This window comes from Burkholderia anthina (assembly GCF_902498995.1).
Lineage (GTDB): Bacteria > Pseudomonadota > Gammaproteobacteria > Burkholderiales > Burkholderiaceae > Burkholderia > Burkholderia anthina.
The window spans coordinates 47,043-72,497 of the sequence record NZ_CABVLY010000025.1; the positions used below are offsets into that span (position 1 = coordinate 47,043).

Genomic DNA, 25,455 nt, shown 5'->3' on the forward strand with positions numbered 1-25,455 from the left:
CACGTTGGCGTCGGGGCGGATCCCACGCGTCGGGATCGAGCAGACTCGGCGTTCCGGCGCTTCGTTCTGGTCCCGTGGTCATGCGTGGTGACGCAACGGGAGTGTCATCCACCGGGGAGGAGGGTACCGTATCAAGGTGTAACGAATTGCAGTGGCGCGCAGGCGATCGCGGCCGGGAAAACCCGGGGAAGGTCGTTGCGGCGTGAGAATAAAACGGGGAAGGATCGAAAGCCGGCGGGCGCCGGCAGGCGGGATTTACGCGCGGTTACAAAGCCGACGCGTGCGCGCCACGAGGCGCGGCGCACACGCGGGTCAGGCCGTCAGTCTTCGCGGCGCAGGTGCGGGAACAGCAGCACGTCGCGGATCGTCGGGCTGTCGGTCAGCAGCATCACGAGACGGTCGATGCCGATCCCGCAGCCGCCCGTCGGAGGCATCCCGTGTTCGAGCGCGCGGATGTAGTCGGCGTCGAAGAACATCGCTTCCTCGTCGCCCGCATCCTTCTGCTCGACCTGCTTCTTGAAGCGCGCAGCCTGGTCTTCCGGATCGTTCAGCTCCGAGAAGCCGTTCGCGATCTCGCGGCCGGTCATGAACAGCTCGAAACGCTCGGTGATGCCCGGCACCGTGTCCGATGCGCGCGCGAGCGGCGACACCTCGACCGGGTAGTCGATGATGTAGGTCGGCTCCCACAGCTGCGCTTCGGCCGTTTCCTCGAACAGCGCGAGCTGCAGTGCGCCGATGCCGGCGTTCAGGAAGGCCGGTTGCGACACGTCGACGCCCAGGCGCTTCAGTTCGGTGCGCAGGAACGCGTCGTCCGACAGCTGGCCGTCGGTGTACTGCGGCGCGTATTTCTGGATCGCCTGCGTGATCGTCAGGCGGTGGAACGGCTTCGCGAGGTCGAGCTCGCGGCCCTGGTACTGGATCGTCGCGGTGCCGAGCGCATCGATCGCCGCCTGGCGGATCAGTTGCTCGGTGAAGTCCATCAGCCAGCGGTAATCGGTGTACGCGGCATAGAACTCCATCATCGTGAATTCCGGGTTGTGGCGCGGCGACACGCCTTCGTTCCGGAAGTTGCGGTTGATCTCGAACACGCGTTCGAAGCCGCCGACGATCAGGCGCTTCAGGTACAGCTCCGGCGCGATGCGCAGGAACATCTGCATGTCGAGCGCGTTGTGATGCGTGACGAACGGCTTGGCCGCCGCGCCGCCCGGGATCGGGTGCAGCATCGGCGTTTCGACTTCCATGAACTCGGCGTTGTCCATGAATTTGCGGATCGACGCGATCGTGCGGGTACGCGCGCGGAACGTGTCGCGCGTTTCCGGCGTGACGATCAGGTCGACGTAGCGCTGGCGATAACGCATTTCCTGGTCGGCGAGGCCGTGGAACTTGTCCGGCAGCGGCCGCAGCGCCTTCGACAGCAGACGCAGTTCCTTGCACTGGACCGACAGCTCGCCCTTGTTGGTGCGGAACAGCACGCCGCGCGCGGCGACGATGTCGCCGAGATCCCACTTCTTGAATGCGTCGTAGGTTTCCGCGCCGACGTCGTTCGGCGTCACGAAGAACTGGATCTGGCCCGAGCCGTCCTGCACCGTCGCGAAGCTCGCCTTGCCCATCACGCGCTTGAGCATCATGCGGCCGGCGACCGATACCTCGACCTGCTCGGCTTCGAGCGCGGCCTTGTCCGAGTCGGCGAATTTCACCTGGAGATCGGCGGCGTGATGCGTCGGCCGGAAATCGTTCGGATAGGCGACGCCTTGCTCGCGCAACGCGCGCAGCTTCTCGCGGCGCTCGGCGATGATCTGGTTTTCGTCCGCCGCGACGGCGGGCTGCGTTTGAGTCGGTTCGGTCATGATGGTCGGAATTCGGAGTGGGTGCGGCAACGCCAACGGGAAGGGCAAGGACGGCGCGGCCTGGACGGGCCGCACTGCGGCGCTTACACGCCCTGTTTGAGGCTCGCGCTGATGAAGTCGTCGAGATCGCCGTCGAGCACGGCTCGTGTATTGCTCATTTCGACGTTCGTGCGCAGGTCCTTCACGCGGCTCTGGTCGAGCACGTACGAGCGGATCTGATGGCCCCAGCCCACATCGGTCTTGCTCGATTCGAGCTTGTCCTGCTCGGCCTGGCGCTTGCGCATTTCGGCTTCGTACAGGCGCGATTTCAGCATCGCCATCGCTTCGGCGCGGTTGCGGTGCTGCGAGCGGTCGTTCTGGCACTGCACGACGATGCCGGTCGGCATGTGCGTGATCCGCACGGCCGAGTCGGTCTTGTTGATGTGCTGGCCGCCCGCGCCCGATGCGCGGTACGTGTCGATGCGCAGGTCGGCCGGGTTGACCTCGACCTCGATCGAGTCGTCGATTTCCGGATACACGAACACCGACGAGAACGACGTGTGGCGGCCGCCCGACGAGTCGAACGGCGACTTGCGCACGAGGCGGTGGATGCCCGTTTCGGTGCGCAGGAAGCCGTAAGCGTATTCGCCCGTGACCTTGACCGTCGCGTTCTTGATGCCGGCGACGTCGCCGTCGGACTCTTCGAGCACTTCGGCCTTGAAGCCCTTGCGTTCGCAGTAGCGCAGGTACTGGCGCAGCAGCATCGACGCCCAGTCGCACGCCTCGGTGCCGCCGGCGCCGGCCTGGATGTCGATGAAGCAGTTGTTCGGATCGGCCGGGTTCGAGAACATCCGGCGGAATTCGATGTCGCCGACGCGCGCTTCGAGCTTCTTCGCGTCGTCTTCGGACGCGACGAGGGTGTCTTCGTCGCCTTCCTCGCGTGCCAGCTCGAACAGGTCGAGCGCATCGCGCAGGTCGCTATCGAGCACCGTCAGCGTCGAGACGACGCCTTCGAGCAGCTTCTTCTCGCGGCCGAGCGCCTGGGCGTTCTTCGAATCGTTCCAGACGTTCGGGTCTTCGAGTTCCTTGTTGACTTCGGTCAGACGCGCAGCTTTGGCGTCGTAGTCAAAGATACCCCCGAAGCTCGCCCGCGCGATTGCGCAGGTCGAGCAGGGAGCTTTCGATCGCGTTGAGACGTTCCGCTTCCATGATCGTTCGCTTTTCTTGCTTCGTAAAAAAGCGGAATTATAGCCGATCGGCGGGGTTTCCCGGTGACGCGGACTGTGCCGGCATGCATGCCGCAGCCCCGTCCGGCGCGGCGCGCATGCGCTTTGCGCGGGCCTTGGGCCGCCGCGCCGGCGTTCAGCCGGCCGCGTGCTCGACGATCAGCTGGACGCGCGTCACGCCGTTCCACGTGTCGGCCACGAGGCGGTACGCGATCAGGGCGCTCGCCGGCAGCGGCTCGGTGTGGTTGAACCAGATCGCGTTGAAGCGCTGGCGCCCGCGCGCCAGTTGCAGCTTCAGGTGCTTTTCCTTCACGAGCGACTGCGACACGACGTCGAATTCGCCGGAGAAAAGCGGGGCCGGAAAGCCCTGGCCCCACACGGCCTCGTCGAGCAGCCCGACGAACTGCGGCGTGAAATACGCTTCCTCGAGTTCGCCGTCGGTCTCGATCACGCGCGCGAGCGCATCGTCGGACAGCCACTCGCGCGCGACCGCCTCGAACGCGGCCGCGAAGCGCGGCACGTTGTCGGTGTCGAGCGTGAGGCCGGCCGCCATCGCGTGGCCGCCGAATGCGACGATCAGGTCGGGCTCGCGCTTCGACACGAGATCGAGCGCATCGCGCAGGTGGAACCCGGGAATCGACCGGCCCGAGCCCTTGACCCGCGTGCCGGCTTCGTCCGCGTGCGCGAACGTGAACGACGGGCGGTGGAATTTCTCCTTGAGCCGGCCGGCGACGATCCCGATCACGCCCTGGTGCCATTCGGGATTGAACAGCGTGATGGTGCACGCGTCGGCCGGGTCGACGTCGGCGAGATCGGCGAGCGCCTGCTGCTGCATGCCGGCCTCGATCTCGCGGCGCTCGCGGTTCATCACGTCGAGCTGCTGCGCGAGGTCCCACGCACGGCCGATGTCGTCGGTGATCAGGCACTCGATGCCGAGCGACATGTCGGAGAGCCGTCCGGCGGCGTTCAGGCGCGGGCCGAGGCCGAAGCCGAGATCGAAGCCCGATGCGGTGCGCGCCTCGCGGGCGGCGGCGCGGAACAGCGCGGCGATGCCCGGCTGCATGCGGCCGTTGCGGATACGCTGCAGCCCCTGCGCGACGAGCACCCGGTTGTTGCCGTCGAGCCGCACGACGTCGGCGACGGTGCCGAGCGCGACGAGGTCGAGCAGCCCGTCCAGACGCGGCTCGGCCTCCTTGCTCGCGAACGCGCCGCGACGGCGCAGTTCGGCGCGCAGCGCGAGCAGCACGTAGAACATCACGCCGACCCCGGCGAGGTGCTTGCTCGGGAACGCGCAGCCGGGCTGGTTCGGGTTGACGATCGCGCGCGCGGCGGGCAGTGCATCGCCGGGCAGGTGGTGGTCGGTCACGAGCACGTCGATGCCGCGCGCATTCGCGGCTTCGACGCCCGTGACGCTCGCGATCCCGTTGTCGACGGTAATCAGCAGGTCGGGCTTGCGTGCGGCCGCGAGTTCGACGATCTCGGGCGTGAGCCCGTAGCCGTATTCGAAGCGGTTCGGCACGAGATAGTCGATCTGCGCGCCGAACATCCGCAGGCCGCGCACCGCGACCGCGCAGGCCGTCGCGCCGTCGCAGTCGTAGTCGGCGACGACGAGCAGGCGCCGCTTGTCGGCGATCGCGTCGGCGAGCAGCGAAGCGGCGTCCGCGCAGCCCTTCAGTTCGGTGGGCGGGACGAGGCGCGCGAGCGCCGTTTCGATGTCGGCCGGCGACTGCACGCCGCGCGACGCGTACAGGCGTGCGAGGACGGGGTGCAGGCCGTGGCGCGCGAGCGCTTCTGCGTCGGCGGGGGCGACGGGGCGGGTAACGATCCGGGTCATACAGGTCTGGTTATTCGAACAGGGACGCCAGCGCGCGGCGGCGCCAGAACTTGCGCAGGTCGCCGCGCGTCGCGTGCAGCGTCACGGAGCTCGTGTCGCCGCACAGCGTGAAATCGACGCTCGCCAGCTCGCCGTGCTGCAGCGCGGCCAGCGCCGGCGCGAACCAGTCGCGCTCGAGCGCGGCGAGCGTGTCGTGCCAGCGCGCCCAGTCCTGTTCGATGAACGGGGTGGTCAGCGCCGGCAACTCGACGAGCGTCGCACCGGCGGCGGCGGGCAGCGCGCCGAACGCGGCCGGCGGCGCACCCGTGTCGGCTTGCGCCGCGCGCGCGAGGCCGAGCGCCGCGGGCGACGCGGACAGCACGCGCCCGAACGGTTTGCCGACCGGCTTCAGCGTGCCTTGCGCGTGGAACCAGATCGTATTGACGGCGGGCAGGCCGCGCGCCTCGCGGGCTTCGTTGACCGGATGCTGGAACCAGGCCATCTGCACCTCGTTCTGCAGCTTCATCCACATCCGCGAGCGTTCGCCGGTGTGTGCCTCGTGCGGCAGCCAGATCTCGATGTTGCGGCCGCTGGCGCGCAGCGGCGCGGCGCCGGCGAGGCGGGCGAGCTGTTCGCTCGACAGATACCAGCGCGACGGCTGCGGCGCTTCGAGCCGCACGCCGAGCTCCTCGATCAGCGGCCGCGCGACGGCCAGCAACGCGGCCGCGTCGCCGTCGTCGAGCGCGAGGCTCGACGGATCGACGAGCACGAGGTGATCGTGCGCGATTTCGACGTGCACGGGTTCCACGCAGGCCCAGGCCTGCGTGCCCGGGTCGCCGCCGTCCGCCAGCAGCATGTAGGGCGCGAGCGGCGCTTCGTCGGCGGCGTTGCCCTGGGTCGCGCCGAACTGGCGGGCCAGCCAGCGCTCGTGCGGCAGCGTGCGCTGGAAGTCTTCGCCGGTCACGCGCTCGACGAGGCTCGCGCGGGCGAGCAACTTTTCGAGCGCGGGACTGTCCAGGGTGTGCAGGGACGAGGCCGCATCGGCCGCCGACGGCAGCGCGAACGGAACGAGAAAATGGAGGCGTCGGTCGTGCATGATGGTGCGCATTGTATGGCAAACTGCGCGCGTGATCGGGCCGGCTGACGGCCCGATTGCGTCCGGCGACCGTTTTTTCGACCGCGCCCGGCCGGCGGGGCGCCGCCGGACGGCGGTCCGGCCGCGGGCCGCTTCCCCGCCGTAACCAGCAGAAAGGATTCGCTTGAAACTTCCGTACGAATGGCAGATCGGCTGGCGCTACACGCGCGCCGGCAAACGCACGACCGGCAACGGCTTCATTTCCTTCATCGCCCTCGTTTCGATGCTCGGGATCGCGCTCGGCGTCGCGGCGCTGATCGTCGTGCTGTCGGTGATGAACGGCTTCCAGAAGGAGGTGCGCGACCGCATGCTGTCGGTGCTCGCGCACGTCGAGGTGTTCTCGCCGACCGGCTCGATGCCCGACTGGCAACTGACCGCGCAGGAAGCGCGCCGCAATCACGAGGTGATCGGCGCGGCGCCGTACGTCGACGCGCAGGCGCTGCTCACGCGCCAGGACGCGGTGAGCGGCGTGATGCTGCGCGGCGTCGAGCCGTCGCTCGAGCCGCAGGTGTCGGACATCGGCAAGGACATGAAGGCGGGCCAGTTGAGCGCGCTCGTACCCGGCCAGTTCGGCATCGTGCTCGGCGACGCGCTCGCCGGCAACCTCGGCGTGACGGTCGGCGACAAGGTCACGCTCGTCGCGCCCGAAGGCACGATCACGCCGGCCGGCATGATGCCGCGGCTCAAGCAGTTCACGGTCGTCGGCGTGTTCGAGTCGGGCCACTACGAATACGACAGCACGCTCGCGATGATCAACATCCGCGACGCGGAGGCGCTGTTCCGGATGACGGCGCCGACCGGCGTGCGGCTGCGGCTTACCGACATGCAGAAGGCGCCGCAGGTCGCGGTCGAACTGTCGCATACGCTGTCGGGCAGCCTGTACATCCGCGACTGGACCCAACAGAACAAGACGTGGTTCTCGGCCGTGCAGATCGAGAAGCGGATGATGTTCATCATCCTCACGCTGATCATCGCGGTGGCCGCATTCAACCTCGTGTCGTCGCTCGTGATGACCGTGACCAACAAGCAGGCCGACATCGCGATCCTGCGCACGCTCGGCGCGCAGCCGGGCTCGATCATGAAGATCTTCGTCGTGCAGGGCGTGACGATCGGCTTCGTCGGCACCGCGACGGGCGTCGCGCTCGGCTGCCTGATCGCGTGGAGCATTCCGTGGCTGATCCCGATGATCGAGCATCTGTTCGGCGTGCAGTTCCTGCCGCCGTCGGTGTACTTCATCAGCGAGCTGCCGTCCGAGCTCGTCGCGAGCGACGTGATCAGGATCGGCCTCATCGCGTTCGCGCTGTCGGCCGTCGCGACGCTCTATCCGAGCTGGCGCGGCGCGAAGGTGAAGCCGGCGGAGGCGCTCCGCTATGAATGACCGCGCGACCGCGTTCGCGGACTCACGACAACCCATCAGACAGGATTCGGCAGGTATGCAGGAATACGTGCTTCAGGCGCGCGGGATCACGAAGGCGTTCGTGCAGGGCGGCTTCAACGTGCAGGTGCTCAACAACACCGAGCTGACGGTGCGGCGCGGCGAGAAGCTCGCGGTGGTGGGCGCGTCCGGCTCGGGCAAGAGCACGCTGCTGCACGTGCTGGGTGGCCTCGACGAACCGAGCGCGGGCGAGGTGTCGCTGCTCGGCAAGCCGTTTACGCAGCTCGCCGAGCGCGAGCGCAACGAGCTGCGCAATCACGCGCTCGGCTTCGTCTACCAGTTCCATCACCTGTTGCCGGAATTCACCGCGCTCGACAACGTCGCGATGCCGCTGCGCATCCGCCGGATGACCACCGAGGACGCGCGCGAGCAGGCACAGGCGATGCTCGAGCGTGTCGGTCTCGGCCCGCGTGCGAAACACCGGCCGGGCGAACTGTCAGGCGGCGAACGCCAGCGTGTCGCGATCGCGCGCGCACTGGTGACGAAGCCGGCGTGCGTACTCGCCGACGAACCGACCGGGAACCTCGACGGCGGGACGGCCGATACGGTGTTCAACCTGATGCTCGAATTGTCCGAGACGCTCGAAACGAGTTTCGTGATCGTCACGCACGATCCCGAGCTCGCCGCGCGCTGCGACCGCATCATGCGCCTGCGCGACGGCGTGCTGTACGAGGAGCCGGCGCTGCCGGTGTAAACGAACGTCCGCGCCGGGCTGCCGGTTGGTTCCGGCGCGGCAACCCGGGCGCAGGAAAGCCGACATGTGGATCGATACGCATTGCCATCTCGATGCCGCCGAATTCGACGCCGACCGCGACGCGGTCGCGCAGGCGGCGCGCGCGGCCGGCGTGTCGCGCATCGTGATCCCGAGCGTCGGGCGCGACAATTTCACGACGGTGCGCGAGCTGGCGCAGCGCACGCCGGGCGCGGTTTATGCGCTCGGCATCCATCCGATGTTCACGCCGCATGCGCGCGACGCGGATCTCGACCGGCTGCGCATGGAGATCGAGGCGAGCATCGACGATCCGCGCTTCGTCGCGATCGGCGAAATCGGTCTCGACTACTTCGTGCCGGGCCTCGACGAAGGCCGGCAGCAATTCTTCTATCAGGGGCAGCTCAAGCTCGCGCGCGAATTCGACTTGCCGGTGCTGTGCCACGTGCGCAAGTCGCAGGACCGCGTGCTCGCCGGGCTGCGCCGCTTCGGCGTGCGGCGCGGCATCGCGCATGCGTTCAACGGCAGTTTCCAGCAGGCCGATGCGTATCTCGCGCAAGGGCTGCATCTCGGCTTCGGCGGCAACGTGACCTTCGCGCGCGCGTTGCAGATTCGCCGGCTCGCGACGCAATTGCCGGCCGAATCGATCGTCGTCGAGACGGACGCACCCGACATCGCGCCCGAATGGGCGTACAAGTCCCGCAACGCGCCCGACCAGGTGCCGCGCATCGGCGAAGTGCTCGCCGAACTGCGCGGGACCGACGCGCACGCCCTGTCCCTATCCACAACGGCTAACGCGCTCGCCGCGCTGCCGCGCCTCGCGCTTTCGTCCGCATAATCGTTGCCGGCAGGCGCCGGATTGGCAACGGCGGCGCCGAATGGACGAGGAGGCGCGATGCGCGTGTGGTGGATCGCGTTCGCGCTCGGCGTCGTCGTGCTGCAGCGGCAGGCGGCGTTGCCGGGCGCGGGCGCCTGGATGGCCGGCGCGATCGTGCTCGTGGTGGGCGGCGCGTCGTTCGCATGGTGCGCGCGACGCCGCCGGACCCGCGCGACCCGCGCGCTGCGCTGGATGCTCTGCGCGAGCGCGGCATGTGCGATCGGCTTCGGCTATGCAGCCGCACGCGCCGAGTGGCGGCTGCGCGATAGTCTTCCGGTCGAGCGGGAAGGGCGCGACATCGTCGTGACGGGCGTCATCCGCGGGTTGCCGGTGATCGACGACACGGGCGCGCGGCTGCTGCTCGCGGTCGAATCGAACGAGGCGGGGTTGGCCCGTTTCCCGCCGCTGATCCGGTTGTCGTGGGGCACGTACGGCTCGCAGGCGGCACGCGATGCGATTCCCGCGTTGCGCGCCGCGCAGCGCTGGCGCCTGGTCGTGCGTCTGAAGCGTCCGCATGCCGAGGCCAACCCCGGCGTGCGCGACAGCGAGGCGGCATGGCTGGCCGCCGGCATTCGTGCGATCGGCTACGTCGCGGCGCCGCCGCGCTCGGCGCTGCTCGATGCGCGCGCATCGGGGTGGCATGCGTCGATCGACCGGTTGCGCGACGCGCTGCGTACGCGTATCGGCGAAGTGCTGGGCAGCGATGCGCGTCATCGCGGCATCGTCACCGCGCTCGCGGTCGGCGATCAATCGGGCATCGGCGACGACGACTGGCGCGTGCTGCGCAATACGGGCACGAGCCATCTGGTCGCGATTTCGGGCCTGCATGTCGGGCTCGTCGGCGCGATCGCGGGTGGGATCGTATCGATGGTCTGGCGTCGCTTGCGCTGGCGCGGACGAACCGCGGCGCTCATGATGCCGGCACCCTATGTGGCGTCTGTCGCGGCGCTGACGGCTGCCGCCGGCTATGCGGCGCTCGCCGGTTTCAACGTGCCGGCGCAGCGCGCGTGGTGGATGATCGCGGCCGGTGCGGCCGCATTTCTCGCCGGACGCAGCGTGCCGACTTCCGCGGTGCTGTGCGCGGCCCTTGGCGGCGTGCTGCTGGCCGATCCGTGGGCCGTGCTGTCGGCTGGGTTCTGGCTGTCGTTCGGTGCGGTCGCGGTGATCCTGATGGCCGTGGCGGGCTGGCGGGCGGTGCGCGAATTCGACGGCGGCGGCGATGGTGATGGCGATGATGGCACGATCGATGGCGCCGCAATGACCGGTCGCCGGGGCCGGCTGCGCGCATGGCGCGCGCGCGTCATGCGCCGTATCGGCGAGGCAGCGCGCGTGCAGTACGCGGTGACGATCGGCCTCGCGCCGCTGACGGCCGCGTGGTTCGCGCAGATGTCGGTCTCGGGCCCCGTCGGCAATGCGTTTGCGATTCCGTGGGTCAGCTCGGTCGTGACGCCGATCGTGCTGGCCGGTATCGGATTGCCCGCACCGCTCGACGCGTATGCGTTCCGGCTCGCGCATGCGGCGCTCGAACCGCTGATGGCGCTGCTCGGGCATCTCGCCGACTGGCCGGCAGGCGTGCTGTGGCTGCGCATGCCCGACTGGCCGGTGCTGGCGCTCGCATGCGTGGGCGTGGCCTGGGCGCTGATGCCGCGCGGTTGGCCGCTGCGCTGGGCGGCGCCGCTCACGTGGCTGCCGCTTGTCGCGCCGGCGCCCGATGCGCCGTCGCCGGGCGGCTTCCGGCTGACCGTGCTCGATGTCGGGCAGGGCGCGGCGGTGCTGGTCGAGACCGCGCGCCGGGTCTTGCTGTTCGATGCGGGGCCGGGGGCGGAGTCGACCCATGCCGGCGCGCGGATCGTCGCGCCGGCGTTGCGGGCGCGCGCAATCCGGACGATCGATTCGCTCGTGCTCAGCCATGCGGACGCCGATCACACGGGCGGCGCGGCCGCCGTTTATGCGGCAACCGAAGTCCGCCAGGTGCTCGCCGGCATTGCGTCGCCGCACCGGCTGTGGCGCGACGCGGAAGCGGCCGGCGTGACCGATCGTCTGCGTTGCGCGGCCGGGCAGCGCTGGATATGGGACGGCGTCGTCTTCACGATGCTCTGGCCGCCGGGCGAGGCGCGATCGGGCTCGTCGAACGGACAGTCGTGCGTGTTGCGCGTCGACGCGGGCGGCACGTCCGCGCTGCTGACGGGCGACATCGAGGCGCGCGCCGAACGCCGGCTCGTGGCCGACGCGCACGACGCGCTGGCTGCGCAGATCCTCGTCGTTGCGCACCACGGCAGCCGCACGTCGTCGGTCGAGCCTTTCCTCGATTCGGTCGGGCCGCGCGTCGCGGTATTTCCTGTAGGCTATCGCAATCGCTTCGGGCATCCGCACCGGACGGTCTTGGCGCGCTACGAAGCGCGCGGGATCCCGCTGCCGCGTACCGATCGCGACGGGGCCGTACGGTTCGACATCGCGCCCGATGGCGGCAGCTTCGTGTTCGAGCGTTATCGCGATGCGCAGCGGCGGTACTGGATGGATCGGTGACGGCGCGTGCAGGGAAGAACGTGGCGCCGCGCGGCGAAGCACGGCTGCGGCCGGATGCGACGCACGGCGCCGGGGCACGTGCCGAAACCCCGGCCCCGGTCGACCGCGAAGCATGGGACGGGAGTCGGTGTTGAATTGCCCGCTCCCGTCGACAAAGGAGACATCGGCTTTTGAAGGACATCCTCCATTTCTCGCATGCGAACGGTTTTCCGGCATCGACGTACCGGACGATCTTCGCCGAACTGGCCGACGACTATGAGCTGCGCTACATCGAGCGCATCGGTCACGATCGCCGCTACCCGGTGACGCGCGACTGGCCGCATCTCGTCGAGCAACTGCTCGACGACATCGGCGGCCGCTACGAGCGTCCGGTGTGGCTCGTCGGCCATTCGCTCGGCGGTTACCTGTCGCTGATGGCCGCGCTGAAAAAGCCGCAATGGGTGCGCGGCGTGGTGATGATCGATTCCCCGATCATCGCGGGCTGGCGCGCCGGCGCGCTGCGCGCGAGCCAGTGGGCGGGGCTCGACGAGCGGCTGTCGCCGGCCGCGGCGACCCGCAACCGGCGCACGCGCTGGGTCAGCCGCGATGAGGTGTGGCGGCACTTTCACGACAAGCCGGCGTTCGCGCGCTGGGACGAACGGATGCTGTCCGACTACATCGATCACGGCATTCCGCAGGCGGGCGCCGACGGCGAACGCGCGCTTGCCTTCGACCGGCAGATCGAATACCTGATCTACCGGACGTTGCCGCACACGCTCGGCCCGCGGCTCGCGCACGGCTCGCCGGTGCCGCTCGGCTTTCTCGCCGGCACGCGCTCGCGCGAAGTGCGCCAGGTCGGGCTCGATGCGACGCGGCGCGCGGCGCGCGGGCGCATCGAATGGCTCGACGGCAGCCACCTGTTCCCGATGGAGCGGCCGATCGAGACGGCCCGCGCGTTGCAGCGGATGCTGAATTCGCTGAAAGCGGAAGAGGGCGGCCTGCCGCGCGACGGCGTGGCGCTCGCGAAACGCGCCTGACGCATCGTCCCGCGGGTGCGGTTGCACCGACCGGCCGGCCGGTTCGCCCGGGCGCGCAGGGCCGGCGCGGCGCCGCGCGAAGGGGCGGGATCATCGCGTCAATTGCTGAGAGAAGGGCGGGCTTTACGGTATAATCCGTTTTTCCCGCGAGCATCCAGCGATGACCAAATATGTTTTCGTCACCGGCGGCGTAGTTTCTTCCCTCGGCAAGGGTATTGCCGCCGCCTCTCTCGCCGCGATCCTCGAATCGCGCGGTCTGAAAGTCACCCTCCTCAAACTCGATCCCTACATCAACGTCGACCCCGGCACGATGAGCCCGTTTCAGCACGGCGAAGTGTTCGTGACGGAAGACGGGGCGGAGACTGACCTCGACCTCGGCCACTACGAGCGCTTCATCAGCACGAAGATGCGCAAGGCCAACAACTTCACGACCGGCCAGATCTACGAATCGGTGATCCGCAAGGAACGCCGCGGCGACTATCTCGGCAAGACCGTGCAGGTAATTCCGCACATCACGAACGAAATCCAGGCGTTCATCGAGCGCGGGGCGGCATCGGCCACCTGCGGCGAACCGGACGTCGCGATCGTCGAGATCGGCGGCACGGTCGGCGACATCGAGTCGCTGCCGTTCCTCGAAGCCGCGCGCCAGATGAGCCTGCGCCTCGGCCGCAACAGCGCGTGCTTCGTGCACCTGACGCTCGTGCCGTACGTCGCGACGGCCGGCGAGCTGAAGACGAAGCCGACCCAGCACAGCGTGCAGAAGCTGCGCGAGATCGGCATCCTGCCGCACGTGCTGCTGTGCCGTGCGGACCGCCGCATTCCCGACGACGAATCGAAGAAGATCTCGATGTTCTCGAACGTGCCCGAAGACGCCGTGATCTCGGTGTGGGACGCCGACAGCATCTACAAGATTCCGCAGATGCTGCACGACCAGGGCCTCGACCGGATCATCTGCGACGAGCTGAAGCTGTCGCCGAAGGACGCCGACCTGAGCATGTGGGCGGAACTCGTCGAGAAGCTCGAGAACCCGAAGCACGAAGTGACGATCGGCATGGTCGGCAAGTACGTCGATCTGACCGAATCGTACAAGTCGCTGATCGAAGCGCTGCGCCACGCGTCGCTGCACACGGCGACCAAGGTCAACATCGAGTACATCGACTCGGAAGAGGTCGAGACGAACGGCGTCGACAGCCTGAAGCATCTCGACGCCGTGCTGGTGCCGGGCGGTTTCGGCCGTCGCGGCACGGAAGGCAAGATCGCGGCGATCCGCTATGCGCGTGAAGCGAAGGTGCCGTACCTCGGCATCTGCCTCGGCATGCAGCTCGCGGTGATCGAGTTCGCGCGCGACGTCGTCGGCCTGAAGCAGGCGAACAGCACGGAATTCGATCCGGACACGCCGGAACGCGTGGTCGCGCTGATCACCGAGTGGTACGACCGCGAAGGCAAGGTCGAGATGCGCACCGAAGAGTCCGATCTCGGCGGCACGATGCGCCTCGGCTCGCAACGTTGCCCGATCAAGCCCGGCACGATGGCCGAGGAGATCTATGGCAAGGACGTGAACGAACGCCATCGCCACCGTTATGAAGTCAATAACCGCTTCGTGCCCCAGCTCGAAGCCGGCGGCCTTATCATCAGCGCCCGTACCCCGAGCGAGGATCTGCCGGAAATGATGGAACTGCCGCGTTCGATGCACCCGTGGTTCGTGGGCGTTCAGTTCCACCCGGAATTCACGTCCACGCCGCGTGATGGCCATCCTCTGTTCAAGTCGTTCGTCGAAGCTGCGCTCGCCAACAAGCAAGCGCGCGGAGTGAAAGCATGAAGCTGTGCGATTTCGAGGTCGGTCTCGACCAGCCTTTCTTCCTGATCGCGGGTACCTGCGTCGTCGAATCGGAGCAAATGACGATCGACACGGCCGGCCGCCTGAAGGAAATCTGCGAGAAGCTGAACGTTCCGTTCATCTACAAGTCGTCCTACGACAAGGCGAATCGCAGCTCGGGCAAGTCGTTTCGCGGCCTCGGAATGGACGAGGGGCTGCGGATCCTCGGCGAGGTGAAGCGCCAGCTCGGCCTGCCGGTGCTGACCGACGTGCACTCGATCGACGAGATCGAGCAGGTCGCGTCGGTCGTCGACGTGCTGCAGACGCCCGCGTTCCTGTGCCGCCAGACCGACTTCATCCATGCGTGCGCGCGCTCGGGCAAGCCCGTCAACATCAAGAAGGGCCAGTTCCTCGCGCCGCACGACATGAAGAACGTGATCGACAAGGCGCGCGACGCAGCACGTGAAGCCGGTCTGTCGGAAGACCGTTTCATGGCGTGCGAGCGCGGCGTTTCGTTCGGCTACAACAACCTCGTGTCCGACATGCGTTCGCTCGCGATCATGCGCGAGACGAGCGCGCCGGTCGTGTTCGACGCGACCCACTCGGTGCAGTTGCCGGGCGGGCAGGGCACGAGCTCGGGCGGCCAGCGCGAATTCGTGCCGGTGCTCGCGCGTGCGGCGGTCGCGACGGGCGTCGCGGGCCTGTTCATGGAGACGCACCCGAATCCGGCCGAAGCGAAGTCGGACGGCCCGAACGCGGTGCCGCTGAACCGGATGAGCGCGTTGCTGGAGACCCTCGTCACGCTCGACCAGGCGGTGAAGCGCAATCCGTTCCTGGAAAACGATTTCAACTAAAGATCGAATGAACCTGCGGCGGCTTTGCGCGTCTGTAGCGAAAGCGCTTCCGGCGTGCGTGCCGCCGCAGTTTGAAGAATCCATCGTCATTCTCAGAGGAAACCCATGAGTGCAATCGTAGATATCATCGGCCGCGAGATTCTGGATTCGCGCGGCAACCCCACCGTCGAATGCGACGTGCTGCTCGAATCGGGCACGATGGGCCGCGCGGCGGTTCCGTCGGGTGCGTCCACGGGCTCGCGTGAAGCCATCGAACTGCGCGACGGCGAAGCCGGCCGCTACAACGGCAAGGGCGTGCTGAAGGCAGTCGAGCATATCAACACCGAAATCTCCGAAGCCATCATGGGCCTCGACGCGTCGGAACAGGCGTTCCTCGACAAGACGCTGCTCGAGCTGGACGGCACCGACAACAAGTCGCGCCTCGGCGCGAACGCGATGCTGGCCGTGTCGATGGCCGTCGCGAAGGCCGCTGCCGAAGAGGCCGGCCTGCCGCTGTACCGCTATTTCGGCGGTTCGGGTGCGATGCAACTGCCGGTGCCGATGATGAACATCGTCAACGGCGGCGCGCACGCGAACAACAGCCTCGACATTCAGGAATTCATGATCGTTCCGGTCAGCCAGCCGACGTTCCGTGAAGCCCTGCGTTGCGGCGCGGAAGTGTTCCACGCGCTGAAGAAGATCCTGAGCGACCGCGGCATGAGCACCGCAGTCGGCGACGAAGGCGGCTTCGCACCGAACTTCGGCAGTAACGACGAGTGCCTGTCGACGATCTTGCAGGCGATCGAGAAGGCCGGCTACCGTGCGGGCGAAGACGTGCTGCTCGCGCTCGACTGCGCGGCGTCCGAGTTCTACCACGACGGCAAGTACCAGCTCGCGGGCGAAGGCCTGCAGCTGTCGTCGGCCGAATTCACCGACTACCTCGCGACGCTCGCCGACAAGTTCCCGATCGTGTCGATCGAAGACGGCATGCACGAAAGCGACTGGGACGGCTGGAAGCTGCTGACCGACCGCCTCGGCAAGAAGGTGCAGCTGGTCGGCGACGATCTCTTCGTCACGAACACGCGCATCCTGAAGGAAGGCATCGAGAAGGGCATCGCCAACTCGATCCTGATCAAGATCAACCAGATCGGCACGCTGACCGAAACGTTCGCGGCCATCGAGATGGCGAAGCGCGCGGGCTACACGGCCGTGATCTCGCACCGCTCGGGCGAAACGGAAGATTCGACGATCGCGGACATCGCGGTCGGCCTGAACGCCGGTCAGATCAAGACGGGTTCGCTGTCGCGCAGCGACCGCATCTCGAAGTACAACCAGTTGCTGCGCATCGAGGAAGATCTCGGCGATATCGCGAGCTACCCGGGCAAATCGGCTTTCTATAACCTGCGCTAACGCGCTACTATCGGGTTCGTCATCTCGACGCCGCTCTGTGCATGTCGCGCGGAGCGGCGCTTCTTATATCTGCGTTTCTTACATGCGGCTTGTCACTGTCGTCCTGATTGCCTTGCTGGCGCTCATTCAGTACCCCCTATGGTGGGGACACGGCGGCTGGCTGCGGGTGCACGAATTGCGTCAGCAGCTTGACGACCAGCTCCAGAAGAATGCGGACGAGAAATTACGCAACGAGCGGATCGCCGGCGAAGTGCAGGATCTGCAAAGCGGCACCGCGGCCATCGAGGAGCGTGCGCGCTACGAGATGGGCATGGTGAAGGACGGCGAAGTATTCGTGCAGTTCGTGTCGCCGAACGCGCCGGCCGGCCCGCTGAACAACGCGCCTGCAAGCACGTCGATACGCGCGGACGTCTCTGCGGCGCCCGTGCGCGTCGTGCCGAACCCTCAGCCGATGGCGAGATCGCCGCGGCATCACGGCGAGAAGGGCAAGGCCGCTCATCACTGAGCGCAGCAGTCCGAACCATTGAAAAAGCGCGGGAAATACCGCGCTTTTTTATTTCCTGGTAGTCGTCAATCGACCGGGCGAAGCATTACCACCACCCGCCCGGATAGCCGTAACCGTAGCCGATGCCGGTTCCCCACCGGTTTCCCCATCCGCCGTAATAGCCGCCATAGATCGTCACGGGCGGCGGCGAGTAATACGCCCACGCGCGTGCGGCCGCCTCGGCCGCCATTGCGTTGTTCTGTTCGCGCAGCACCTGCTTGTCGATCTCGTCGTAGCGTTTGCGCTCGGCGCTCGACAATGCGGGCGGCTGGCCGCCCGATGCGCCCGGTTCGGGCAGGCGGCTCAGGATCGTGGATGTGGGCTGGACCGCGCAGCCGGCGAGCGCGAGCGTGCCGGCGACGACACCGGTCAGGACGACGGAGCGGAACGGGTAATCCATGCATTTCTCCAGCAGCGCGCCGACGGCGGGAAGCGGCTTGCGCCGAAGGGCGGGCCTGCGGCGCCTGAGCCGTGCGTGCGACGCTCGTGCGTCATTATGCGCCCGCACCCGCATCGCAGGCACGGGCGCGCGCGTCAGTGACGCTGCTCGGTCGCGGGCGTGATGCCGGTCGCGAGCTCCGGTGCGGCGAACAACTGCGCGACGTCGACCGGATCGAACTCGTAGCGCTGGTTGCAGAACTCGCAGTGGATTTCGACGTGGCCGCGCTCGACGATCACGCTGTCGACTTCGTCGCGGCCGAGCATGCGCAGCATCGCGCCGACCTTCTCGCGCGAGCACGAGCACTGGAAGCGTGCGCCGGTCGGCTCGAAGTGCTGCACGTTTTCCTGCCAGAACAGCCGCCGGAACACGACTTCCGGTTCGACCTCGAGCAGTTCCTTCGCGGACAGCGTGCTGCCGAGCGTGCAGACGCGCTCCCACGTGTCGGCGTCCGTCTCGGCGTTGCGCGGCACGATGCCGCCGTCGCCCGGCAGCTTCTGCAGCAGCATGCCGACCGCGCGGTCGCGATCGGCCGCGAGCCACAGCCGCGTGTCGAGCTGCTCCGAGTGGTGCATGTAATGCTCGAGCACCTGCGAAACCGATTCGTGCGGGCCGTCGACGCCGTTCAGCGGCACGATGCCCTGGTAGGGTTGCTGGCCCGGCAGCTTGTCGGCCGGATCGAGCGTGATCACGCAACGGCCGTGGCCGCTCGCGTTGACGAGCGACGCGAAGCTCGTGTCGTCGCCGATCGTCTGGGCCGAGTCACCGGCGAACTTGGCCGTGGCCCGCATCGACAGATCCGAACTGCACTGGACGACCAGCATCTGGACCGGCCCGTCGCCGAAGATCTGCATGATCAGGGTGCCGTGAAATTTCAGGTTCGCGGACAGCAGCGCGCACGCGGCCATCATCTCGCCGAGCACGGTGCGCACCGGGGCAGGGTAGTCGCGGCGCGTGAGCACCTCTTGCCACGTGTTGCGCAGCGAAACGATCTCGCCGCGCACCGGTGCCGAATTGAACATGAATTTCTGTAACTGGTCGCTCACTCTTCTTCCTTGAAATCCGCGCGAATCACCCGATCCGCACGAGTTGCTCCTTGAAATGCGCACGCCGCTCGACGTACGTCTTCGCATTTGCGCGCAGCCGCGCGATGTCGTCTGCCGACAGCTCGCGCACGACTTTCGCCGGTGCGCCGAGAATCAGCGAGTTGTCCGGGAACGTCTTGCCTTCCGTCACGACCGCGCCGGCACCTACCAGACAGTTGCGGCCGATGACCGCTCCATTCAAGACCACCGCCTGAATGCCGATCAGCGAACCCTCGCCGATCGTGCACCCGTGCAGCATCGCCTGATGCCCGATCGTCACGTTTTCGGCAATCGTCAGAGGAAAGCCAGGGTCCGTATGCAATACCGCGCCTTCCTGGACGTTGCTGCCGACACCGACGGTGATCGTTTCGTTGTCGCCGCGGATCGTCGCGCCGAACCAAACGCTTGCATTTTCCTCGAGCACGACCTTGCCGATGATGGCCGCCGTATCGGCGACGAATACGCTTTCGTGGATCGTCGGGGCCGTATCGCCCAGTTTGTAGATCGTCACGGAGTCTCCTGGTCTCTTCGATGATGGGCGCCGGTAGAATGGCGCGTCTGGCGTGCCCGGCGCATTGCGTCGCGGCACAAACGCATATTGTAAACCGTCGCGTGCGTGCGCTCCCGCGATGCGCGCGGGCGGTGTTCCGGTTTGATGAACATGGCGTCTTCTTCTTTCTCTGCCGCGCCGGCCTGCGTGCGCCGCGCCGCGCTCGACGCGCTGCAGATGTCCGAGCCGGCCGCGAAGGCCGTGCAGGTCCGCGCGCTGTACGACGCATTGCTGGCCGGACGGGCCGCGATCTCGCCGCGGCTCGACCTGAGCGAGCCGGCCGGGCTGCCCGGCCGCCCGGCGCGCCCGCCGCTCGTCGAGCCGCGCCAGCTCGAGCGGCGCAGCATGCGCTCGCCCGCCGGGCGCGCGGTGTTGCTGCACGCGCTCGCCCATATCGAATTCAACGCAATCAACCTCGCGCTCGACGCCGTGTGGCGCTTTCGCGGGCTGCCGGACGCTTTTTATGCGGACTGGCTGAAGGTCGCGGCCGAGGAGGCCTATCACTTCACGCTGCTGTCCGACCGGCTCGTCGCGTTCGGACACGGGTACGGCGACTTTCCCGCCCACAACGGACTGTGGGACATGTGCGAACGGACCAAGGCCGACGTGCTCGCGCGCATGGCGCTCGTGCCGCGCACGCTCGAGGCGCGCGGGCTCGACGCGTCGCCGCCCATTCGCGCGCGGCTCGTGCAGGCGGGCGACGATGCATCGGCGGCGATTCTCGATGTGATCCTGCGCGACGAAATCGGCCATGTCGCGATCGGGAACCGCTGGTTCCGGCACCTGTGCGACGAGGCGGGGCGCGATCCGGTGCCGGCCTACCGCGAGCTCGCCGCGCAATACCACGCGCCGCGGCTGCGTGGTCCGTTCAATTTCGACGCGCGCCGTACGGCGGGATTCGAACAGGCGGAGCTGGACGAACTGGCCGCGCAGGATGGCGCGGACGCGGGAGCCGGAAAGACCGCGGACTAGCGTGGCTGGCGGCCCGCCCGACGGCTGTCATCGGCGTTCGGGCACCGCGTTTCATCGCGTCTCGGGCGCGTTGCCGCTAGAGACCCGCCTCCACTGTCGAGTGCCGGAACGAAAGCGTCGCCGCTATAATCGAACGACCATTCTTTTTTCTGGCGACTGCAATGAATGCCTCGAGTTCTGTTTCCGATTTCGTCACGGTCCGCGGCGTCCGGCTGCATGTGCGACGCTGGGGCCGGCCTGACGCGCCGACGCTCTTCATGCTGCACGGCTGGATGGACGTCGCGGCATCGTTTCAGTTCGTCGTCGACGCGCTCGCCGGCGACTGGCAGGTGATCGCGCCGGATGCGCGCGGCTTCGGCCTGTCCGACTGGCCGGTCGCGCGGCAGGGTGGCGGCCATTACTGGTTCCACGAGTACCTGGGCGATCTCGACGCGCTGCTGGACCACTATGCGCCGACCGGCGAAGTCAACCTGGTCGGGCACAGCATGGGGGCGAACGTCGTGTGCCTGTACGCGGGCGCACGGCCGGAGCGGGTGCGGCGCGTGGTCGATCTCGAAGGGTTCGGGCTTGCGCCGGCGCGCGCCGAGCAGGCGCCGCGCCGGCTGCGCGGCTGGCTCGACGAGCTGCGCGAGCCGCCGGTGCTGCGCCCGTACGCATCGCTCGACGAGGTGGCGGCCCGGCTGACCAAGACCAATCCGCGGCTCGATCCGCGTCGCGCCGCGTTTCTCGCCGCTCACTGGTCGAAGCGTGGCGACGACGGCCTGTATCACCTGCTGGCGGACCCGGCGCACAAGATGGCGGGCCCGATGCTGTACCGGCTCGACGAGGTGATGGCCGTCTGGACGAAGGTGCGCGCGAAGGTGCTGCACGTCGAGGCGGTCAATTCGCCGACGCTCGCGTACCTTGCCGGCGACATCCCGCTGCCGGAGTTCAAGGCGCGCTTCGGCGCGTTCCCGGACTGGCGTGAAAAGCTCGTCGAAGATGCCGGTCACATGGTCCATCACGACCAGCCCGAGCAGATCGCGGCGCTGATCGAGGCGTTCTGCGCATAGGCCGGCGGCGGCAGCGGCGGGGCAGGCAGGCGGCGGAATTGCCGCGTTGCAGTAGAATGAAGCTTCACCTGCCATACCGACAATGAACGCTGATCTCCACTGCCATTCGAATGTTTCCGACGGGTTGCTGTCGCCTGCCGACGTCGCGCGCCGCGCCCATGCCGGCGGCGTGACCCTGTGGGCGCTGACCGACCACGACGAAATCGGCGGCCAGGCGGTGGCGCGAAGCGAGGCGGAAGCGCTCGGGATGCGTTACCTGAGCGGCGTCGAGATTTCGGTCACGTGGGCATCGCGCACCGTGCACATCGTCGGGCTGAACATCGATCCTTCGAACCCGACGCTCGTCGACGGCCTTTATCGCACGCGCCACGGCCGCGCCGGGCGTGCGCAGGCGATCGCCGCGCAGCTCGAGACGCTCGGCATTCCGGGCGCGTACGAAGGCGCGCTGAAGTACGTATCGAATCCCGACCTGATCTCGCGCACCCACTTCGCGCGCTTTCTCGTCGAGAACGGCCACGCCGCATCGACCTCCGACGTATTCGACCGCCTGCTCGGCGACGGCAAGCCCGGTTTCGTCCCGCACCGCTGGGCGACGCTGCCCGACGCGGTTGCCTGGATCCGCGCCGCGGGCGGCGAGGCCGTGGTCGCGCATCCGGGCCGCTATCGCTATACGCCAGTCGAATTCGACGCATTCTTCGGCGAATTCATCGATCTCGGCGGCCGCGCGATCGAGGTCATCACGGGCAGCCACACGCCCGACCAGTACCGCGAATACGCGGACGTCGCGCGCCGCTTCGGCTTCGAAGTGTCGCGCGGCTCGGATTTTCATGCGCCGGGCGAGGGCCGTATCGAGCTCGGCAGCCTGCCGCCGTTGCCGCCCGACCTGAAACCGGTCTGGGAGCGCTGGCTCTGATCCGAATCGGCCGTCCGCCGTTCGTGTTGCCGTCGCGCGCGCATCCGACTCTTCCCTCTTTACGTATCCCCCATGTCCCAGTTCTTCAGGATTCATCCGGATAATCCGCAGCCGCGCCTGATCAATCAGGCCGCGGAGATCGTCAACAAGGGCGGCGTCATCGCGATGCCGACCGATTCGAGCTATGCGCTCGCGTGCCATCTCGACGACAAGGATGCGGTCGAACGGGTGCGCCGCATCCGCGGCCTCGACGAGAAGCAGCACCTGTCGCTGCTCGTGCGCGACCTGTCGGAGCTGGCCAATTTCGCGATGGTGGACAACCGCCAGTACCGGCAGATCAAGTCGGTGACGCCGGGCCCGTACGTATTCATCCTGCAGGCGACGAAGGAAGTGCCGCGCCGGCTGTCGCACCCGTCGCGCAAGACGATCGGGCTGCGCGTGCCGGATCACGCGATCACGCTCGCGCTGCTCGAATCGCTCGGCCAGCCGCTGCTCGGTACGACGCTGATCCTGCCGCCCGACGACGAGCCGCTCAACGACCCTGACGACATTCGCGCGCGGCTCGAGAAGCAGGTCGATCTCGTGATCGACGGCGGCGCATGCCCGCGCGAGCCATCGACGGTGATCGACCTGACGGGCGACGAGCCGCAACTCGTGCGCGCGGGGCGCGGCGCACTCGAACCGTTCGGCCTCTCGGCCGCGTAAGCGCGCCGTTCATTTTTTGCGCGAGTGCGCTTGTTACAATAACGCGATATGGATGCTTCCCTGATACAGACCATCGCCGTCTACGCGCTGCCCGTGATCTTCGCGATCACGCTGCACGAGGCCGCGCACGGCTACGCCGCGCGCCTGCTCGGCGACAACACCGCCTACATGATGGGGCGCGTGTCGTTCAACCCGATGCGCCACATCGATCCGGTCGGCACGATCGCGATCCCGCTCGCGATGTATTTCCTGACCGGCGGCGCCTTCCTGTTCGGCTATGCGAAGCCGGTGCCGGTGTCGTTCGGCAACCTGCGCGATCCGCGCTGGGGCAGCCTGTGGGTGTCGCTCGCGGGCCCCGCGTGCAATTTCGTGCAGGCGCTGATCTGGGGCGTGCTGAGCGTCGTGCTTGCCGCGACCGGCATCGACGAACCGTTCTTCACGCGGATGGCCTATGCCGGCGTCAGCGCCAACCTCGTGCTCGGCGTGCTGAACCTGTTCCCGCTGCCGCCGCTCGACGGCGGCCGCATTCTGGCGGCGCTGCTGCCGCCGAAGCAATCGATCGCGCTGTCGCGCATCGAGCCGTACGGTTTCATCATCGTCCTCGCGCTGGTCGCGACGGGCGTGCTGACGAACTTCTGGCTGCGTCCGCTCGTGAACGCCGCTGCGGGCATCCTGAGTGCCATCCTGTCTCCCTTCGCCTCGCTTTTCTAACGACAATCATGTTCCCAGATCGTATTTTCTCCGGCATGCGACCCACCGGGTCGCTGCACCTCGGCCACTACCACGGCGTGCTGAAAAACTGGGTGAAGCTGCAGTCCGAGTACCCGTGTTTCTTCTGCGTGGTCGACTGGCATGCGCTGACGACGCACTACGAAACGCCCGAGGTCATCGAGAAGAACGTATGGGACGTGCTGATCGACTGGCTCGCGTCCGGCATCGATCCGGCGCAGGCGACGCTGTTCATCCAGAGCAAGGTGCCCGAGCATGCGGAGCTCGCGCTGCTGCTGGGCATGAGCACGCCGCTCGGCTGGCTCGAACGCGTGCCGACCTACAAGGAGCAGATGGAGAAGCTGAAGGACAAGGATCTGTCGACCTACGGCTTCCTCGGCTACCCGGTGCTGATGGCGGCCGACATCCTGCTGTATCGCGGCTCGCTCGTGCCGGTCGGTGAAGACCAGGTGCCGCACGTCGAGATGACGCGCGAGATCGCGCGCCGCTTCAACTACCTGTACGGCCGCGAGCCGGGCTTCGAGGAGAAGGCGCTCGAAGCCGCGAAGAAGCTCGGCGGCAAGCGCGCGAAGCTTTATCACGAGCTGCGCAATGCATACCAGCAGGAGGGCGACGACGAGGCGCTTGAACAGGCGCGCGCGATGCTGCAGGAATCGCAGAGCCTGTCGATGAGCGACCGCGAGCGCCTGTTCGGCTACCTCGAGGGCGCGCGCAAGATCATCCTGGTCGAGCCGCAGGCACTGCTGACCGAAGCGTCGCGGATGCCGGGCCTCGACGGCCAGAAGATGTCGAAGTCGTACGGCAACACAATCGGCCTGCGCGAAGACGCGGAGACGATCACGAAGAAGGTCCGCACGATGCCGACCGATCCGGCGCGCGTGCGCCGCACCGATCCGGGCGACCCCGACAAGTGCCCGGTGTGGCAGCTCCATCAGGTCTATACCGACGAAGCGACGCACGACTGGGTACAGAAGGGCTGCCGCTCGGCGGCCATCGGCTGCCTCGACTGCAAGCAGCCGGTCGTCGAAGGGATCCTGCGCGAACAGCAGCCGATGCTCGAACGCGCGCAGAAGTACATGGACGATCCGTCGCTGCTGCGCGCGATCGTCGCGGACGGCTGCGACAAGGCGCGCAAGCACGCGGTCGAGACGATGCGCGACGTGCGCGACGCGATGGGTTTGTCGTACACCTGAGCTGACGGCATGCGCGAACCCGTCATTGCCGCCGCGGGCGGCCACGTCGCCCAGACCGAGCCGTCGCGCTGGGTCGCCCGGTGGTCCGGGCTCGTCCCGGCAGGCGGCGCGGTGCTCGACGTCGCGGCAGGCGGCGGCCGCCACGCACGCTGGTTCGCGTCGCGCGGGCATCCGGTCGTCGCAGTCGACCGCGACCCGGCCGCGCTCGCCGCATTGCGCGCGATTCCCGGCGTCGACGTGTGCGACGCCGATCTCGAGGGCGCGCCATGGCCGCTGCCGGCCAAGCAGTCGTTCTCGGCCGTGATCGTCACCCATTATCTGCATCGTCCGCTCTGGCCCCATCTGCTTGATGCACTGGCGCCGGGCGGCGTGCTGATCTACGAAACCTTCGCGCAAGGAAACGAAACGGTCGGCAAACCGTCCAATCCCGCGTTCCTGCTCGCTCCTGGCGAGTTGCTGGACGCGGTGCGCGGCCGCCTGCGGGTGGTCGCGTACGAGGACGGCTTCGTCGCCGCGCCGCGCGAGGCATTCGTTCAGCGCATCTGCGCAGTACGCGAGGGCGCGACCCCGACGGCGGGGGCGGGAATTCCACGTTACGAACTGCCCGGCTAATCCGCTACAATCTCAACGTTTACCGGTACATCAATCAAT

23 protein-coding genes are annotated in these 25,455 nt (G+C 67.7%); 16 read left to right on the forward strand and 7 right to left on the reverse strand.

The features are described 5' to 3' along the window. Positions 1-320 precede the first annotated feature (320 nt). From lysS to BME24068_RS27230, 4 genes are all read right to left on the reverse strand, one after another. Complete coding sequence (lysS, locus tag BME24068_RS27215; RefSeq protein WP_096507245.1) at positions 321-1,847, reverse strand: lysine--tRNA ligase; 1,527 nt, start codon at positions 1,845-1,847, stop codon at positions 321-323. Between the two features lie 83 nt (positions 1,848-1,930). Continuing rightward, positions 1,931-3,035 (reverse strand): peptide chain release factor 2 gene (gene prfB / locus BME24068_RS27220; RefSeq protein ID WP_096507246.1). Its coding sequence is split into 2 segments (ribosomal slippage): positions 1,931-2,953 and positions 2,955-3,035, totalling 1,104 coding nucleotides; the frame shifts between segments, so codons are not numbered across the junction. A gap of 153 nt (positions 3,036-3,188) precedes the next feature. Further along, entirely contained in the window at positions 3,189-4,886 is a 1,698-nt protein-coding gene (gene recJ / locus BME24068_RS27225) for a single-stranded-DNA-specific exonuclease RecJ (protein ID WP_174927930.1), read from the reverse strand. A gap of 10 nt (positions 4,887-4,896) precedes the next feature. Then, positions 4,897-5,973 carry a regulator gene (locus tag BME24068_RS27230; protein ID WP_174927931.1) on the reverse strand — a complete coding sequence of 359 codons (1,077 nt, stop codon included), beginning with the start codon at positions 5,971-5,973 and terminating at the stop codon, positions 4,897-4,899. A 151-nt stretch (positions 5,974-6,124) separates the two neighbouring features. On the opposite strand from BME24068_RS27230, the gene BME24068_RS27235 reads away from it, so the two are divergent. The 9 genes from BME24068_RS27235 to ftsB all read left to right on the forward strand — a co-directional run bounded on the left by BME24068_RS27235 (position 6,125) and on the right by ftsB (position 17,127). After that, positions 6,125-7,378: a lipoprotein-releasing ABC transporter permease subunit gene (locus BME24068_RS27235; RefSeq protein ID WP_096507248.1), complete on the forward strand. Its 1,254-nt coding sequence runs from the start codon at positions 6,125-6,127 to the stop codon at positions 7,376-7,378. Further along, positions 7,371-8,129 (forward strand): lipoprotein-releasing ABC transporter ATP-binding protein LolD, encoded by a 759-nt coding sequence (gene lolD, locus BME24068_RS27240; RefSeq protein ID WP_404822716.1) that lies wholly within the window; start codon positions 7,371-7,373, stop codon positions 8,127-8,129. Before BME24068_RS27235 ends, lolD begins: the two co-directional genes overlap by 8 nt. Before the next feature lie 64 nt (positions 8,130-8,193). Next, positions 8,194-8,982, forward strand: a complete 789-nt coding sequence (locus BME24068_RS27245) for a TatD family hydrolase (RefSeq protein ID WP_174927932.1) — start codon at positions 8,194-8,196, stop codon at positions 8,980-8,982. Positions 8,983-9,039: 57 nt separating this feature from the next. After that, entirely contained in the window at positions 9,040-11,547 is a 2,508-nt protein-coding gene (locus BME24068_RS27250) for a DNA internalization-related competence protein ComEC/Rec2 (protein WP_174927933.1), read from the forward strand. Between the two features lie 170 nt (positions 11,548-11,717). Then, entirely contained in the window at positions 11,718-12,563 is an 846-nt protein-coding gene (locus tag BME24068_RS27255) for an alpha/beta fold hydrolase (protein ID WP_174927934.1), read from the forward strand. Between the two features lie 160 nt (positions 12,564-12,723). Beyond that, entirely contained in the window at positions 12,724-14,382 is a 1,659-nt protein-coding gene (locus BME24068_RS27260; RefSeq protein ID WP_096507253.1) for a CTP synthase, read from the forward strand. Beyond that, a complete protein-coding gene (kdsA, locus tag BME24068_RS27265) occupies positions 14,379-15,233 on the forward strand; it encodes a 3-deoxy-8-phosphooctulonate synthase (RefSeq protein WP_096507254.1) in 855 nt (284 codons plus the stop codon). Before BME24068_RS27260 ends, kdsA begins: the two co-directional genes overlap by 4 nt. A 105-nt stretch (positions 15,234-15,338) precedes the next feature. Beyond that, the gene (gene eno / locus BME24068_RS27270) at positions 15,339-16,622 is read left to right on the forward strand and encodes a phosphopyruvate hydratase (protein WP_006478406.1); all 1,284 of its coding nucleotides are present in this window, start codon (positions 15,339-15,341) and stop codon (positions 16,620-16,622) included. 82 nt (positions 16,623-16,704) lie between these two features. Next, positions 16,705-17,127: a cell division protein FtsB gene (ftsB, locus tag BME24068_RS27275; protein ID WP_096507255.1), complete on the forward strand. Its 423-nt coding sequence runs from the start codon at positions 16,705-16,707 to the stop codon at positions 17,125-17,127. 85 nt (positions 17,128-17,212) lie between these two features. On the opposite strand, the gene BME24068_RS27280 is transcribed toward ftsB, so the two are convergent. The 3 genes from BME24068_RS27280 to BME24068_RS27290 form a co-directional block, all read right to left on the reverse strand. Further along, positions 17,213-17,566, reverse strand: a complete 354-nt coding sequence (locus BME24068_RS27280; protein ID WP_174927935.1) for a hypothetical protein — start codon at positions 17,564-17,566, stop codon at positions 17,213-17,215. Between the two features lie 134 nt (positions 17,567-17,700). Then, positions 17,701-18,651 carry an Hsp33 family molecular chaperone HslO gene (hslO, locus tag BME24068_RS27285; RefSeq protein WP_096507257.1) on the reverse strand — a complete coding sequence of 317 codons (951 nt, stop codon included), beginning with the start codon at positions 18,649-18,651 and terminating at the stop codon, positions 17,701-17,703. Between the two features lie 25 nt (positions 18,652-18,676). Next, entirely contained in the window at positions 18,677-19,201 is a 525-nt protein-coding gene (locus tag BME24068_RS27290) for a gamma carbonic anhydrase family protein (protein WP_096507258.1), read from the reverse strand. Between the two features lie 144 nt (positions 19,202-19,345). On the opposite strand from BME24068_RS27290, the gene BME24068_RS27295 reads away from it, so the two are divergent. The 7 genes from BME24068_RS27295 to BME24068_RS27325 all read left to right on the forward strand — a co-directional run bounded on the left by BME24068_RS27295 (position 19,346) and on the right by BME24068_RS27325 (position 25,416). After that, complete coding sequence (locus BME24068_RS27295) at positions 19,346-20,212, forward strand: ferritin-like domain-containing protein (protein WP_174927936.1); 867 nt, start codon at positions 19,346-19,348, stop codon at positions 20,210-20,212. A gap of 161 nt (positions 20,213-20,373) precedes the next feature. After that, on the forward strand, positions 20,374-21,264 hold the full coding sequence (locus tag BME24068_RS27300; RefSeq protein WP_096507260.1) for an alpha/beta fold hydrolase: 891 nt from the start codon (positions 20,374-20,376) through the stop codon (positions 21,262-21,264). 82 nt (positions 21,265-21,346) lie between these two features. After that, on the forward strand, positions 21,347-22,177 hold the full coding sequence (locus BME24068_RS27305) for a 3',5'-nucleoside bisphosphate phosphatase (protein ID WP_096507261.1): 831 nt from the start codon (positions 21,347-21,349) through the stop codon (positions 22,175-22,177). A gap of 72 nt (positions 22,178-22,249) precedes the next feature. Beyond that, entirely contained in the window at positions 22,250-22,882 is a 633-nt protein-coding gene (locus BME24068_RS27310; RefSeq protein WP_096507262.1) for an L-threonylcarbamoyladenylate synthase, read from the forward strand. A 48-nt stretch (positions 22,883-22,930) separates the two neighbouring features. Beyond that, positions 22,931-23,593 carry a site-2 protease family protein gene (locus tag BME24068_RS27315; RefSeq protein ID WP_174927937.1) on the forward strand — a complete coding sequence of 221 codons (663 nt, stop codon included), beginning with the start codon at positions 22,931-22,933 and terminating at the stop codon, positions 23,591-23,593. Positions 23,594-23,601: 8 nt separating this feature from the next. Beyond that, positions 23,602-24,804 carry a tryptophan--tRNA ligase gene (locus BME24068_RS27320; protein WP_174927938.1) on the forward strand — a complete coding sequence of 401 codons (1,203 nt, stop codon included), beginning with the start codon at positions 23,602-23,604 and terminating at the stop codon, positions 24,802-24,804. A 9-nt stretch (positions 24,805-24,813) separates the two neighbouring features. Continuing rightward, positions 24,814-25,416 carry a class I SAM-dependent methyltransferase gene (locus tag BME24068_RS27325; RefSeq protein WP_174927939.1) on the forward strand — a complete coding sequence of 201 codons (603 nt, stop codon included), beginning with the start codon at positions 24,814-24,816 and terminating at the stop codon, positions 25,414-25,416. Positions 25,417-25,455 lie beyond the last annotated feature (39 nt).

Excerpts from the sequence above, each read along its gene's own strand:
- lysS (WP_096507245.1), bottom strand. The coding sequence starts at position 1,847 with ATGACCGAACCGACTCAAACGCAGCCCGCCGTCGCGGCGGACGAAAAC.
- recJ (WP_174927930.1), bottom strand. The coding sequence starts at position 4,886 with ATGACCCGGATCGTTACCCGCCCCGTCGCCCCCGCCGACGCAGAAGCG.
- BME24068_RS27230 (WP_174927931.1), bottom strand. The coding sequence starts at position 5,973 with ATGCGCACCATCATGCACGACCGACGCCTCCATTTTCTCGTTCCGTTC.
- lolD (WP_404822716.1), top strand. The coding sequence starts at position 7,371 with ATGAATGACCGCGCGACCGCGTTCGCGGACTCACGACAACCCATCAGA.
- BME24068_RS27245 (WP_174927932.1), top strand. The coding sequence starts at position 8,194 with ATGTGGATCGATACGCATTGCCATCTCGATGCCGCCGAATTCGACGCC.
- BME24068_RS27250 (WP_174927933.1), top strand. The coding sequence starts at position 9,040 with ATGCGCGTGTGGTGGATCGCGTTCGCGCTCGGCGTCGTCGTGCTGCAG.
- BME24068_RS27260 (WP_096507253.1), top strand. The coding sequence starts at position 12,724 with ATGACCAAATATGTTTTCGTCACCGGCGGCGTAGTTTCTTCCCTCGGC.
- kdsA (WP_096507254.1), top strand. The coding sequence starts at position 14,379 with ATGAAGCTGTGCGATTTCGAGGTCGGTCTCGACCAGCCTTTCTTCCTG.
- eno (WP_006478406.1), top strand. The coding sequence starts at position 15,339 with ATGAGTGCAATCGTAGATATCATCGGCCGCGAGATTCTGGATTCGCGC.
- ftsB (WP_096507255.1), top strand. The coding sequence starts at position 16,705 with ATGCGGCTTGTCACTGTCGTCCTGATTGCCTTGCTGGCGCTCATTCAG.
- BME24068_RS27280 (WP_174927935.1), bottom strand. The coding sequence starts at position 17,566 with ATGGATTACCCGTTCCGCTCCGTCGTCCTGACCGGTGTCGTCGCCGGC.
- BME24068_RS27295 (WP_174927936.1), top strand. The coding sequence starts at position 19,346 with ATGAACATGGCGTCTTCTTCTTTCTCTGCCGCGCCGGCCTGCGTGCGC.
- BME24068_RS27300 (WP_096507260.1), top strand. The coding sequence starts at position 20,374 with ATGAATGCCTCGAGTTCTGTTTCCGATTTCGTCACGGTCCGCGGCGTC.
- BME24068_RS27305 (WP_096507261.1), top strand. The coding sequence starts at position 21,347 with ATGAACGCTGATCTCCACTGCCATTCGAATGTTTCCGACGGGTTGCTG.
- BME24068_RS27310 (WP_096507262.1), top strand. The coding sequence starts at position 22,250 with ATGTCCCAGTTCTTCAGGATTCATCCGGATAATCCGCAGCCGCGCCTG.
- BME24068_RS27315 (WP_174927937.1), top strand. The coding sequence starts at position 22,931 with ATGGATGCTTCCCTGATACAGACCATCGCCGTCTACGCGCTGCCCGTG.
- BME24068_RS27320 (WP_174927938.1), top strand. The coding sequence starts at position 23,602 with ATGTTCCCAGATCGTATTTTCTCCGGCATGCGACCCACCGGGTCGCTG.
- BME24068_RS27325 (WP_174927939.1), top strand. The coding sequence starts at position 24,814 with ATGCGCGAACCCGTCATTGCCGCCGCGGGCGGCCACGTCGCCCAGACC.